The organism is Clavibacter michiganensis (assembly GCF_002151125.1).
Lineage (GTDB): Bacteria > Actinomycetota > Actinomycetes > Actinomycetales > Microbacteriaceae > Clavibacter > Clavibacter michiganensis_C.
The window spans coordinates 286,603-299,593 of record NZ_MDJZ01000016.1; the positions used below are offsets into that span (position 1 = coordinate 286,603).

Annotated in this window: 10 protein-coding genes; 6 read left to right on the top strand and 4 right to left on the bottom strand. The window is 72.8% G+C overall.

What is annotated here, in order from left to right; genetic code table 11:
* The first annotated feature begins 64 nt into the window (after positions 1-64).
* Positions 65-934 carry a MurR/RpiR family transcriptional regulator gene (locus tag BFL37_RS10775; protein ID WP_086515107.1) on the top strand — a complete coding sequence of 290 codons (870 nt, stop codon included), beginning with the start codon at positions 65-67 and terminating at the stop codon, positions 932-934.
* Between the two features lie 131 nt (positions 935-1,065).
* Positions 1,066-3,504, top strand: a complete 2,439-nt coding sequence (locus tag BFL37_RS10780) for a phosphoketolase family protein (RefSeq protein WP_086515108.1) — start codon at positions 1,066-1,068, stop codon at positions 3,502-3,504.
* A 60-nt stretch (positions 3,505-3,564) separates the two neighbouring features.
* Here BFL37_RS10780 and BFL37_RS10785 read toward each other — a convergent pair whose 3' ends face one another.
* Complete coding sequence (locus BFL37_RS10785; protein ID WP_086515109.1) at positions 3,565-3,960, bottom strand: VOC family protein; 396 nt, start codon at positions 3,958-3,960, stop codon at positions 3,565-3,567.
* A gap of 120 nt (positions 3,961-4,080) precedes the next feature.
* Complete coding sequence (locus BFL37_RS10790; protein ID WP_086515110.1) at positions 4,081-7,188, bottom strand: carboxypeptidase regulatory-like domain-containing protein; 3,108 nt, start codon at positions 7,186-7,188, stop codon at positions 4,081-4,083.
* A gap of 202 nt (positions 7,189-7,390) precedes the next feature.
* Here BFL37_RS10790 and BFL37_RS14505 point away from each other — a divergent pair, with 202 nt between their 5' ends.
* The 3 genes from BFL37_RS14505 (at position 7,391) to BFL37_RS10810 (ending at position 10,975) form a co-directional block, all read left to right on the top strand.
* Positions 7,391-9,424: a sialate O-acetylesterase gene (locus tag BFL37_RS14505; protein ID WP_143331602.1), complete on the top strand. Its 2,034-nt coding sequence runs from the start codon at positions 7,391-7,393 to the stop codon at positions 9,422-9,424.
* A gap of 89 nt (positions 9,425-9,513) precedes the next feature.
* Entirely contained in the window at positions 9,514-10,176 is a 663-nt protein-coding gene (locus BFL37_RS10805) for a pentapeptide repeat-containing protein (RefSeq protein WP_086515112.1), read from the top strand.
* Between the two features lie 49 nt (positions 10,177-10,225).
* Positions 10,226-10,975 carry an SAM-dependent methyltransferase gene (locus BFL37_RS10810; RefSeq protein ID WP_086515113.1) on the top strand — a complete coding sequence of 250 codons (750 nt, stop codon included), beginning with the start codon at positions 10,226-10,228 and terminating at the stop codon, positions 10,973-10,975.
* Positions 10,976-11,033: 58 nt separating this feature from the next.
* On the opposite strand, the gene BFL37_RS10815 is transcribed toward BFL37_RS10810, so the two are convergent.
* Both BFL37_RS10815 and BFL37_RS10820 read right to left on the bottom strand, forming a co-directional pair.
* Entirely contained in the window at positions 11,034-11,825 is a 792-nt protein-coding gene (locus tag BFL37_RS10815; RefSeq protein ID WP_086515114.1) for an alpha/beta hydrolase, read from the bottom strand.
* On the bottom strand, positions 11,825-12,355 hold the full coding sequence (locus tag BFL37_RS10820) for a phenolic acid decarboxylase (protein WP_086515115.1): 531 nt from the start codon (positions 12,353-12,355) through the stop codon (positions 11,825-11,827). The genes BFL37_RS10815 and BFL37_RS10820 overlap by 1 nt, the downstream gene beginning before the upstream one ends.
* Before the next feature lie 62 nt (positions 12,356-12,417).
* Here BFL37_RS10820 and BFL37_RS10825 point away from each other — a divergent pair, with 62 nt between their 5' ends.
* Positions 12,418-12,975: a MarR family winged helix-turn-helix transcriptional regulator gene (locus BFL37_RS10825; RefSeq protein ID WP_086515116.1), complete on the top strand. Its 558-nt coding sequence runs from the start codon at positions 12,418-12,420 to the stop codon at positions 12,973-12,975.
* Positions 12,976-12,991 lie beyond the last annotated feature (16 nt).

Consider the following 12,991-nt stretch of genomic DNA (forward strand, 5'->3'; position numbering starts at 1 on the left):
GTTCTGTGCATGGCCTCATGCATTTCGCTGAACATTAGAGTCGTCATCGACGGAGGGTCAACCCGTGAAACAAGGTGTTAACGCCGACGACGTGCAGGGCTGGCTGGCCGTGCGGCTGTCAGGACGCTCGCTCTCCCGGCGGCAGGAGGCCGTCGTCTCCGTGCTGCGGTCGCAGCCGCGACTCGCCTCGTACTCCTCGGCGATGGAGGTCGCGGCGGCTGCGGGCTCCAACGCCTCCACCGTGACCCGCACCGCGCAGGCCCTCGGATACGCCGGCTGGGCCGCGTTCCAGGTCGAGTTCCGCTCGCGGTTCCTCGCGTCGCTCAGCGCCGTCGACGTCGCGGCCGAGCACCGCGCGACGACCAGCGACGCGTCCAAACAGGCGATCGTCACCGACCAGGCGCACCTCGCCCACCTGCACCGGTCGATCGACGTCGGCGCCATCCGGCAGGTCGCGGAGGCGATCACCGGCGCGCGACGCACGTGGATCATCGCCAGCGGCAGCTATGCGATCCCCGGCCGGGCGCTGGAGCACAACGTCGGCATCGCCGGCTACGACATCCGCCTCCTCGACGCGGACGTCGCGACGCTCGCGAACTCGCTCGCGAGCGGCCAGGCGGACGACGTCGCCGTCGTCTTCAGCCTGTGGCGCGTCTACGACAGCACCGTGCGGGCCATCGGGATCGCGGCGGCCCGGGGCATGCGCGTGCTCGTCATCACCGACGACGTGGCGTCCGAGGTCGCCGAGCACGCCGACGCGGTCCTCGTCGTCCCCTCGGAGGGTGCCGGTTTCTTCCCCTCGCTCGTCCCGAGCCTCTCGCTCGCCCAGGCCATCGCGGTGGAGGTCGCGTCCATCGACCCCGACCGCTCGACGGCGAGCATCTCCGCATCCGAGACCACCTGGGACGCGCTGCGCATCATGCGGCCCCGCTGACCCCGAGGCGGCCGGGTGGCGGCGCGACGCGCTTCGGCCTCCGCCCTTCTTCGAGAGCGCGCCCTCGCCGCCGCCTGAGCGGATCCTCCGCCGCCCGGGTCACCCGCGCACCCTCCGCCGTAGGCTGACTCATGGCCTCCGACACCGCACCCCGCGACCCGTCCGCCCCCCTCTACCTCGACGTCGTCGACGGCTGGTGGCGCGCCGCCAACTACCTCTCCGTCGGCCAGATCTACCTGCTCGACGACCCGCTGCTCGAGCGCCCGCTCACGCGCGACGACATCAAGCCGCGCCTGCTCGGGCACTGGGGCACGACCCCGCTGCTGAACTTCGTCTACGCGCACCTCAACCGCGCGATCATCGAGCGCGACCTCGACATGATCTACATCGCGGGCCCCGGCCACGGCGGCCCCGGCATGGTCGCGAATGCCTACCTCGACGGCACCTACTCGGAGCTCTTCTCGGCGGCGACCCCGGACCGCGAGGGCCTGCGGCACCTCTTCCGCCAGTTCTCGTTCCCGGGCGGCGTGCCCTCGCACGCGGCGCCTGAGACGCCCGGATCCATCAACGAGGGCGGCGAGCTCGGCTACTCGCTCGTGCACGCGTACGGCGCCGCGCTCGACAACCCCGACCTCGTGGTCTCCTGCGTGATCGGCGACGGCGAGGCGGAGACCGCGACCCTCGCCTCCAGCTGGCACCTGAACAAGTTCCTCGACCCGGAGTCGGACGGCGCCGTGCTGCCGATCCTCAACCTCAACGGCTGGAAGATCGCGAACCCCACGGTGCTCGCGCGCATCCCGGAGGACGAGCTGCTCGCGCTCTTCACGGGCTACGGCTACGCGCCGCGGATCGTCTCGGGCGGCTTCGACGGCGAGGACCGCTTCGCGGTCCACGAGCGGTTCGCGACGGCGCTCGGCGACGCGCTCGACGAGGTCAGCCGGATCCAGCTCGCGGCCCGCACGGGCGGCAGCGAGGAGCGCCCGGCCTGGCCCATGCTGATCCTCCGCACCCCGAAGGGCTGGACCGGCCCGAAGGAGGTCGACGGCAAGAAGGTCGAGGGCACGTGGCGCGCGCACCAGGTGCCGCTCTCCGGCGTGCGCGACGACGAGGACCACCTCCGCCAGCTCCAGGAGTGGCTGGAGAGCTACCGCCCGCACGAGCTGTTCGATCGCGACGGCCGGCTGACGCCCGCGCTCCAGCCCAACCGCCCCGAGGGCGACCGCCGCATGAGCGCCAACCCGCACGCGAACGGCGGCCTGCTGCGCCGCGACCTCCGGCTCCCGCCGCTCGAGGTCAACGCGATCGACCTCAGCGAGGGCCGCGGCGTCATCGCCGAGCCCACGCGCGTCCTCGGCGGCTGGCTGCGCGACGTGATCGCCCGCAACCCGCTCGACTTCCGGATCTTCGGCCCCGACGAGACCGCCAGCAACCGCCTCGACGACGTCTACGAGGTGACCGCGAAGGCGTGGCAGGGCGAGGTCCTGCCGGTCGACGAGCACCTGGCGCACGAGGGCCGGGTCATCGAGATCCTCAACGAGAACATCACGCAGGGGCTGCTCGAGGCGTACCTGCTCACCGGGCGCCACGGGCTCTTCACGTCGTATGAGGCGTTCATCCACGTGGTCGACTCGATGTTCAACCAGTACGCGAAGTGGCTCGAGTCGAGCTCGAAGGTGGAGTGGCGGCGGCCGGTCGCATCGTTCACGTACCTCCTCTCCTCGCACGTGTGGCGGCAGGACCACAACGGCTTCTCGCACCAGGACCCCGGGTTCCTCGACCACGTCGTGAACAAGCGGGCCGAGATCGTGCGCGTGTACCTGCCGTTCGACGCGAACTCGCTGCTCGTGACCATGGACCACTGCCTCCGCGGCACGGATCTGATCAACGTCGTCATCGCGGGCAAGCAGCCCACCGCGAGCCTGCTGTCGCTCGAGGAGGCACGGGCGCACGGGGCGCGCGGCGTGGGCGTGTGGGAGTGGGCGGGCACCGAGGTGCCCGGGCTCGAGCCCGACGTGGTCGTCGCGTGCGCGGGCGACATCCCGACCGTGGAGGCGATGGCGGCCGTGCAGATCCTCAAGGAGGAGATCCCGCAGCTGCGCGTGCGGTTCATCAACGTGGTCGACCTCATGCGGCTGCAGGACTCGACGCAGCACCCGCACGGGCTCGACGACGGATCCTTCGACGCGCTGTTCACGCGTGACAAGCCCGTCATCTTCGCGTTCCACGGCTACCCGTCGCTCATCCACCGCCTCACGTACAAGCGCAACGGGCACGAGAACATGCACGTGCGCGGCTTCGTGGAGCAGGGCGGCACGACCACGCCGTTCGACATGCTGATGCTCAACGACCTCGACCGGTTCCGGCTCGTGATGGACGTGATCCGCCGCGTGCCGCACCTCGAGACCACCTACGCGGGCCTCTCGCAGCGCATGGACGACGAGCGCATCGCGCACCGCGTGCACACGCGGCAGTACGGCGAGGACATGGACGACGTCTCGGGCGCTCGGGGCCTGCCGTTCGCGGATCCGGACCGGCAGACGGCGATCGACAACGGCGACGACAACGCATAGCGGAGCCGCGGGCCGGCCGGGGACGGTGGGCCGACCCGCGGGGCTGGTGGCGGGCGGCGCCTACTCGGCGGGTGCGGCCTCGGGCGCGGCGGCCCGCGATCCGTCCGCCGTGCGCGGCCCGTGGTCGAACAGGCCGATCGCGTTGCCCTCGCTGTCGCGGACGTAGGCCCAGCGGTCGGTCTCGTTGAGCATCTGGATGCCGCCCAACGCGGATCCGCCGTGCGCCTCGACCTCGGCGACCGTCTCCTCGATGGACTCGACCGTGATGACGATGGTGGGGTGCGGCACGTCCGCGCGCCGGTGGAGGTCGCCGTTGATCCCGTCGTCGGAGCCGGTGAGGATCATGCCCGCGTCCTCCCCCCACGGCTCGTACCGGAAGCCGAAGACGGCGGAGTAGAACGCGCTCGCGCGCGCCATGTCGTCGGCGGGGATCTCGAAGTGCTCGACAGCGGCCATGGACCGATGATCCAGCGGGTGGGGAAACGGCGTCAAGGGCCGGGGTCGACGCGGCGACGACGGCGACGGCGCCGCCTCCTCCGAGGAGGTGACGGCGCCGTGGACGATGCGGGTCGGGGATCAGCGGACGAGCTGCGCCCCTGCCGGAGCGACCCGCGTGACCGCCTTCGCGACGATGGAGATGGAGTCCCCGGCGCGGACGACGATCTCGGACTTGTCGGCGTAGACGCCGCCGTTCCACCAGTAGGCCTTATTCTCGGTGCCGCGGTGGTAGGTCACGGCGACCTGGTAGGTGCCCGGGACGATGTCCTTGATGAAGGCGGCGGCGCCGGACCAGGAGTAGCCGGAGTACTTGACGACCCCGCCCTGGTAGAGATTCACGATGGCGTAGTCGGTGTCCCAGCCAGCGGCTGCGAGGCCGGTGACCGTCGTGGTGACGGACGGGCTGACGGCGAGCTGGGTGTACACGCTCGACATCTGGGTGCCGCGCGTCGCCCGGTACACGGATGCCGTCGCCAGCGAGCCCGTCCCGCCTACCCACTGGGAGGCGTACGCAGGTGCCGCCGAGCGGTCGGCCGACACGTAGACGTAGTAGTCGCCGGGCGTTACGCCGGTGATGGAGAAGTCCCCGAACTGGTCCGTCACGACGTTGCGGGAGCTGAACGGCGCCGAGCCCTGCACGGCGTCGGCGGTAGGCACGAGGTACACGGTGGCGCCGGACACGGAGCTGTAGTCGGCGCCGTAGATCCAGCCGCTCATCGAGGCTCCAACGTCGAGGACGGTGCTGATACCGAGGACCGTCTGGCCCCACTTTCCGATGCTCACGACCTTGGCGGACGCCTCGTCGTCCGCATCGCCGTACCACTCGCCCATGAGACCGGTCGGGTTGGGCGTCGGTGCCGAGTACTCCACCTTGTACGACCCGGGGTCGAGCCCGCGGATCGTGTAACGGCCGAAGTAGTCGGTGTAGGCGGTGCCGCCGTACCAGTCGTCGTCCGTGGCGCCCGTGATGGTCACCTTCACGTCCTCCAGGGCGGAGCCGTCGGCGGCGGTGACCGTGCCGCTGACGCTGGTGCCGCGCTTCACGACCATGTCGATGCGGACCGTGCCGTCTGCCTGCACCGCGAAGGTTTGCGCGTCCCGATAGTCACTCGTCGGGCCGTAGAACTGCTCGACGTACTCCCCAGCGACCTCGACGTACGCCCGCAGCGAGTACTCGCCTGGGCTCAGGCCGGAGATGGTGAAGGAGCCGCCGCTGAGCTGCGCATCCCCGACGCCCCAGCCGTAGTCGGGGTCGGTCACCTCGATGTAGCCGTCGGTGATCAGATTCTCCGGTCGCACGGAGTCGAAGTAGACGTTGCCGGTTACGGTGGAGTTCGAGGGCTGCTGCGGTAGCTGCACGTTTGCGGCGACCACCGCTGCGGTCCGCGGGCTCGTGCGGGCAGTGCTCGAGAAGCCGGACGCGGTGCCGACGGCGGTCGCCGTGATGCGCTTGCCGAGATCCGCGGCCGTGGCCACGTACTCGTTGGCCGTGGCTCCCGCGATCTTCACGTCGTTCGCGTACCAGACGTATGTGAAGGACGGCTTCGGCGTCCAGAGGCCGGGCACGACGCGCAGCGTGTAGCCGACCTTCGCGTCTCCGACGATGACCGGCGTCGTCGACGCGATCGCCGGCTTGCCGACCGCGGCGGTCGCGGCGCTCGTCTTGGTCGTCGTGATGTAGCCGGTCGCCTTCGCGGTGATCGTCACCGTGATCGTCTTGCCGAGGTCCGCCGTGCCGACCGTGTAGGTCGAGCCGGTGGCGCCGGTGATGGCGGTGGTGCCCACGGTCCACTGGTACGTGAACGCCGGGGCGGGGGACCAGGATCCGGTCGCCGCGGTGAGGACGCCGCCGACGGAGGCGGAACCGCTGATGGTGGGCGAGGACGCGACCGCGAAGGCCTTGGCGGCCGGCGCGGCGACGACCGCGGCGGTGCCGGCGCTCGTCTTGGCGGCGGTCGTGTAGCCGCTCCGCGCGCCGGTGACGGTGACGGTGATCCGCTTGCCGACGTCGGCGGCGACGGGCGCGTAGGTGGAGGCGGTCGCGCCGGAGATGGCCACGTTCGCCGCGAACCAGCGGTAGGTGAACGTCGTGGGGACGGGTGCCCAGGTGCCGGGTGCGGCCGTCAGCGTCGCGCCGACCTGGGCGGTGCCGGAGATCGTGGGCGTCGGCACGGTCGTGAAGGTCGACGGGGTCGTGACGGGCGCGGCGATGACCGCGGCCGAGGCGGCGCTGGTCTTCGCGGCGGTCGTGTAGCCGCTCCGCGAGCCGGTGACGGTCACGGTGATCCGCTTGCCGACGTCGGCGGCGACGGGCGAGTAGGTAGCGGCGGTCGCGCCGCTGATGGCCACGTTGGCGGCGAACCAGCGGTACGTGAACGCCGTCGGCACGGGTGCCCAGGTGCCGGGGACGGCGGTGAGCGTGGCGCCCACCTTCGCGGTTCCGGTGACGGTCGGCGTCGGCACGGTGGTGAAGGCCGACGGCGTGGTGACGGGCGCGGCCACGACGGCGGTGCTCGCGGCGCTGGTCTTCGCGGCGGTCGTGTACCCGGTGCGGCTGCCGGTGACGGTGACCGTGATGCGCTTGCCGACGTCGGCGGCGACGGGCGTGTAGGTGGAGGCGGTCGCCCCGGTGACGGCCACGTTCGCCACGAACCAGCGGTAGGCGAAGGTCGTCGGGACCGGCGCCCAGGTGCCGGTGGCGGCGGTCAGCGGCGTGCCGACCTTCGGGGTCCCGCTGATCGTCGGCGTCGGCACCGTCGTGAAGGCGACGGGGGAGGGCGCGGCCGCCACCGTCGCGGTGGCGGCGCTCGACTTGGCGAGCGAGGTGTAGCCGGCCTTGTTCGCCGTCACCGTGAGGGTGATCTTCTTGCCGAGGTCCGCCGCGACGAGCGTGTACGCGGATCCGGTCGCGCCGGAGATCGCGACCCCGTTGCTCCACCACTTGAAGGTGAAGGAGTCGGGCTGCGGCGCCCAGGTGCCGGTCACGGCGAAGAGGGTGGAGCCGACCTGCGCGGTGCCGGTGATGGACGGCTGGGGCGCGGTGGTGAACGTGACGGCGGTGGTGGACGAACCGGCGGACGGGGACGCGTCGGCGGCGATGGCGCTGGTCGCCATGCCCGCCTGTGCGGAGGCCACGAGGGCGAGCGAGAGGAGGCCGACGAGGGCGCGTCGGCGTGCGGTTGTCATGGTGCTCCTGGATCCGGGGGCCGCTCCGGGTGCGACCGTCGGCCATGCTTACAGCCTTCTCGCAGGCGCTGTCGTGTACCCAGTTCGGGCTTAGTGCGGGCAATGTCCTCCCGACCGGCCGTTCGGGGGGCGGCGCATATTTCCTCGGTGCGCTAAACATGGGTCGCTCGCGTACCCGACGCGACCTTCTCGAGGAGTGCATGTGCTCATCCCCGCCCCCGGTCCTGCTGCGCCCGGACGCCGATCCCGACTCCACCTGACCGGCGCGGCGCTCGCCGTGGCCCTGGTCCTCTCCGCCGTCGCCCTCCCGGCCGACGTCGCCGGAGCCGCATCGCGGGAGGCCGCCGCCTCGAGCTCCACGGCGGCGCGCATGCCATCCGCCGCGAAGCCCGCCGTGCCGTTCACCGCGAGCCCGACGCCGACCATCACGGGCAAGGCCCTCGTCGGCAAGGTGCTCACCGCGGTCCCCGGGGTGTGGAAGCCCGTCGGCGCCGTCTTCTCCTACCAGTGGTTCGCGGGCGACGCGGCCATCCCCGGCGCGACGCGCAAGACCTACACGGTCGCTGCCAAGGACCTCGGCCGGGCGATCTCCGTCCGCGTCATCGCGACGCGCACGGGCAGCATCGCCGCGGATCGCCGCAGCGCGGGCACCGCCGCCGTCGCGCTGCCCGAGTTCACGTCCGCAGCCGCGCCCACCATCGCCGGCACGCTCGTCGTCGGATCCACGCTGACGGTCCGCCCGGGTGGCTGGAGCCCGTCGCCTGTCCTCTCCTACGCCTGGAGCCGGGACGGGATCCTCATCGCGGGGGCCACGGCGAGCACGTACAAGCTGACCCCCGCTGACGCCGGGGCGCGCATCACCGTGTCGGTCACGGGCACCCGGACCGGCGTGCAGACGCGCACGACGAAGAGCGCGGCGACCAAGGCGGTCGCGCCCGCGCCCGTGCCGAAGCCGACGCCGGCGCCGACGGTCAAGCCGACGCCTGTGCCGACGGTCAAGCCGACGGTGACGCCGACGCCTGTGCCCACGGTTGCGCCCGTGCCGACCCCGGCTCCGACCGTCGCCCCGACCCCGGCTCCGACCACGGCGCCCGTCCCGAGCCCCGCTCCCACCCCGTCCGTCGCGCCCACGACGACCGCGCCCCGCATCGTCGGCCAGCTCACGGTCGGCAGCGCCGTCCGCGCCCTGCCCGGCGACTGGACGCCGACCTCGACCCCGCTCCGCTACCGCTGGTACCTCGACGACGTGACGCAGGCGGGCCAGACCGGCCCGACGATGCGGCTCGACGAGCAGGCGCTCGGCAAGCGCATCACCGTCACGGTCTCGGGCAGCTGGTCCGGCTGGCCGGACGTGCACCGGTCCACCGCCAGCGCGACCGCTCGCGTGACGGCCGTGGCCGGGGCCCGTGACGGCGTCGGCCACGACGTCGTGGCGATCCTCGGGCAGTCGAACGCGCAGGGCGGCGGCTTCGGCTACGACCCGGCCGTCGACGTCGCGCAGGACGGGCTCGACCAGCTGGTCGGCGACTGGCAGGACAAGGACTGGGGCCGCGTGGTCCCCGCCGAGGACAGCCTCAAGCACGTCACCACCTGGCGGATGACGGACCACGCGAAGCTGGTCGGACCGGGCATGACCTTCGGCCGCGCCCTCCTCGCCGACGAGGCGCCGGACCGGCGCGTGCTGCTCGTGCCCGCGGCGCAGGGCAGCACCTCGCTGACGCGGGTGGACGCCGTGCAGAGGTTCACGTGGGATCCGACACCGGAGCAGGGCTCGGTCGAGGCCGGCCTGACGAACCTCTACGCCAACGCGACCACGCAGATCGACAACGCGCTGGCGCTGGACCCGGACAACCGGCTGGTCGCGATCATCTGGGCGCAGGGCGAGTCGGACGCGCACGCGATCGCGTCCGCTCCCACCGCTGCCGGGCGCGCCGCGGCGAAGACCAAGTACGCCGATCGTCTCCTCGAGCTCGAGTCGGGTCTCGCCGGGCGCTACGGGTCCGTGCCGTTCCTGGTCGGCGGCATGGTCCCGGAGTGGATCGGGTCCGACGGCGCGCGGCAGGACATCGATGCCGTGCACCGCGGCCTGGCGACGCTGCGACCCGAGGTCGCGTACGTCCCGGGCGTCTCGGGCCACGCGAACGAGGGCGAGGACTTCATCCACTACGACGCGGCGGGCGCCCGGCTGATGGGCGCGGGCTTCTACGCCGCGTACCTGCAGCAGACGAGACGGTGACCGGGGCGGGTCGCTGCCGCATCGGGGGTCTCCCGTAGCGTGATGGGCGCCGTCCGTCGACGGCGCCCGCCCACGCACCGGAGGTCCGCATGGCCGCATCCACCCGCATCCTGCCGCCGCGGATCAGCGACCCGCGGCTCGACGGGCTGGCCGACGGCGACCCGGCCGACCTCGACGCGCACGCGTCCTTCGAGCGGATGCGGTTCGCCGACGCCGACCTCTCGGACGCCGACCTCGTCGACATCGGGTTCGAGGAGTGCGCGCTCGAGCGGATCCGCCTGCACGAGGCCGACCTCACGGCCGCGAGCCTCGTGGACGTGCTCGCCTCGCGGCTCGACGCGCCCGTGTTGAAGGCGCCCAGGATCCGGATGCGGGACGTGCGCCTGGAGGGTTCGCGCGTGGGATCCGCCGAGCTCTACGACGCGTCGCTCTCCTCGGTGCACATCACCGACTGCCGGCTCGGCTTCGTGAACCTGCGCGGCTCGAAGATCACCGACCTGCTCATCACCGACTGCGCCATCGAGGAGCTCGACCTCCGCGGCACCGCCGGCATGCGCATCGCGTTCGCCCGCACCACCATCGGCACGCTCGACCTCGCCGACTCGAGCCTCACGCACCTGGATCTCCGCGGCGCCGAGATCATGGACCTCGACACCCCCGACGGCCTCCGCGGCGCCGTCCTCGACTCCACCCAGCTCATGGCGCTCGGCCCGGTCTTCGCCCGGCACTTCCGCGTGCGCGTGGAGGGCTGAGGCCCGCACGGGTCGACCCGCGTCGCCGGCGTCGCCCTAGGGTGGCGCCGTGGAGAGTAATCAGATCGGCGACCTCGCGCACGCCGACCACCCGATCGCCGCGCCGCTCGGCGATGACGGCGTCGACCGCCTGCTCGCCCGCGCTGTCACGGGGCGGGGCACGGTCCTCGACCTGGGGTGCGGCGACGGGAGCTGGCTGCTGCGGGCCCTGCGCCTCGAGCCGTCGCTCACGGCGGTCGGGGTGGACCATTCCGATGCGGGCTTCGGCCGGATGCGGGAGCAGGCCGAGCGCGAGGGGCTCGCGGACCGCCTCCAGCTCGTCCACGCGGACGCCACGTCGTGGACCTCCGACGACCGCTTCGACGTCGTGCTCAGCGTGGGGGCGACGCACGCCTACGGGGGCCTCGTGCCGACCCTCGCGGCGATCGACGGACACCTGCGGCCGGGAGGCGTCGCGCTCGTCGGCGAGTGCTTCTGGGAGCAGCCGCCGAGCCCGCGGGTGCTGGACGTCCTCGGCGCCGAGCCGGACGACTACGGCGACCTCGCGGCCACCGTGGAGGTCGCCGCCGCGAGCGGGTGGGTGCCGCTGCATGGGCACGTGAGCACCCTGGAGGAGTGGGACGACTACGAGTGGTCGTGGACCGGCGCGCTCGCGCGGTGGGCGCTGGATCACCCGGACGACCCCGACCGGGACCAGGTGATGGCCGCGTCGGTCGAGCACCGGCGCGCGTGGCTCGAGGGCTACCGCGGCACGCTCGGGTTCGTCACCTTGCTGCTGGGGCGCTCGCCGGCCAGCTGACGCGGCGAGCGGGGCGGGGAGGGCGGGACCGTCGCGCCGCGTCCTCCCCGCCGCTCGGCTAGCGGCCTGCGCCCGACGCTCGCGCCACGTGCGCGAGCAGCCGCTCGATCAGCATCCGGCGCAGCTCCACCGACGACCAGCCGTGATCCGCGCCCTCCACGGCCGTGAAGGTCGCGCCGGGCATCAGCTCGCCGTACCGCTCCCCGTAGGAGACCGGCACGATCTCGTCGGCCGTGCCGTGCAGCACGTCGACCGGACCGGGGTACGCGGCGACCGGGCCGTAGACGTCGACGCCCGCGAGCACCTCGTCCGGGAAGCCCAGCCCGAGGCCCATGCCGGCGACGTCGACGACGCCGCGCTCGCGTGCCGCCGCGAGCGGCACGCTCATCACGCGGCCGTGCTCCGTGATGTCGTCCACGACGACGCCGGCCGGCGACCACAGCGTGAGGCTCGCCACGAGCTCGGGCGCGCGGGCCGCGGCCAGCGCCGACTCGACGCCGCCGAGGCTGTGCGCGACCACGTGCACGGGTCCGCCCGCGTCCCGGGCGAGGGCGCGGATCATCGCGGACACCTGGTCGACCTCGTCGAGCAGGCGCACGTCGGCGAAGTCGCCGTCGCTCACGCCGTGCCCGAGCCGGTCGTAGGCGCGCGCCGCCGTGCCGGACGCGGCCAGGGCCCGGGCCACCGGCACCCAGAGGCCGTGGCCGCCGGTGCCCGAGTCGCTGAAGCCGTGCACGAGGAGCGCGGCGGGGGCGCCGTCACGGACGGTGCCGTGCTCCCAGCCGCGCAGGGTGCGCCAGCCGTGGTCGAGCTCGAGCGGGGCGACCCGGGCGGCGGCGGCCCGGCCCATCAGTTCCGCCGGTCGGCGAAGCCGGCCGGGAGGTCGCCGGGGGCCGTGTCGACGACGGTCTCGTCGTCGGCGCCCACGAACTCGTCGAGGGTGATGTGCGCGAACTCCGGCACGACGTAGATCGGATAGGTCGGGCCCGCGTCGCGGTGCGCGCGCATCTGGTCGAGGTGGTCGTTCTGGAAGAGCACGGTCTTGGATCCGTCCTCCTCCACCCAGCGGGGGAAGAAGATCGTGCCGTGCAGCACGCGCGCGGCCGGGACGATGTTGACCACGACGCTGGTGCCGGTGGGCTCGTTCCACGAGACCTTGAAGACGCCCTCGGCGAGGGCGACGAGGTCGACCGTCTGGTCCTTGACCCAGCGGCCGCCGACCATGCCGGAGTGGATGCGGTAGTCGATGGTCGTGGCGTTCTTCACGTACATCTCGTACTGCCAGCCGTTGGCGTACGTGTAGATGAGGCGGTGTCCGACGAGGGGGCTGAGGTCCTGAGCGGGCACGGGGTGCTCGACGCTCGTGGTGATCGTTGTCATGCGGGCATCCTGACACCGGAATGCGTTTGTCACAAGCGTAGTTTCCTGGGTATCCTCGGTGCATGCCCGCCGAGCCGACCGACGCCGACCTGCGCGCCGTCGCGCGGCGGCTCGGCTCGGAGCTGGGGCCCTTCCGGCGGCGCCTGATGAACGCGTCGCGGAGCGCGGCCGACCTGCCCGACCTGCCCGACGCGCAGGTCGAGGTGCTCCGCCGCCTCGAGGCGATCGGCTGGGCCACGCCCACCGCGCTCGGCCGCGCGCTAGGGCTCGCGCGCTCCACGGTCAGCAACCTGATCCTCGCGATGGAGCGCGACGGCCTCGTCGACCGGCGCCTCGCGAAGGGCGACGGCCGCAGCACCGAGGTGGGCCTCACGGATCACGCGCGGGATCTGCTGCGCACCTTCGACCGGTCGGCCGAGGGCGTGCTCGTGGGCGCGCTCCGCAGCCTCACAGTCGCCGAGCGGCACGACATCGCCCGCGCGCTGCCGGCCCTCGAGGCCCTGCACGCGGCGATCGGCGGCGAGCCGGCGCCCGTGCCGTCCGCCGAGCGGGATGCCGCCCCGGACGCGACGACGCGCCGCCGGTCGGGGAGCGCATCCCCGTCCGACGGCGCGTCGTGATCGTCTGAGTCGTCCC

Coding starts and splice junctions, on each gene's coding strand:
- BFL37_RS10815 (WP_086515114.1), bottom strand. CDS start 11,825: ATGGGCCGGGCCGCCGCCGCCCGGGTCGCCCCGCTCGAGCTCGACCAC.
- BFL37_RS10805 (WP_086515112.1), top strand. CDS start 9,514: ATGGCCGCATCCACCCGCATCCTGCCGCCGCGGATCAGCGACCCGCGG.
- BFL37_RS10825 (WP_086515116.1), top strand. CDS start 12,418: ATGCCCGCCGAGCCGACCGACGCCGACCTGCGCGCCGTCGCGCGGCGG.
- BFL37_RS10780 (WP_086515108.1), top strand. CDS start 1,066: ATGGCCTCCGACACCGCACCCCGCGACCCGTCCGCCCCCCTCTACCTC.
- BFL37_RS10785 (WP_086515109.1), bottom strand. CDS start 3,960: ATGGCCGCTGTCGAGCACTTCGAGATCCCCGCCGACGACATGGCGCGC.
- BFL37_RS10790 (WP_086515110.1), bottom strand. CDS start 7,188: ATGACAACCGCACGCCGACGCGCCCTCGTCGGCCTCCTCTCGCTCGCC.
- BFL37_RS10820 (WP_086515115.1), bottom strand. CDS start 12,355: ATGACAACGATCACCACGAGCGTCGAGCACCCCGTGCCCGCTCAGGAC.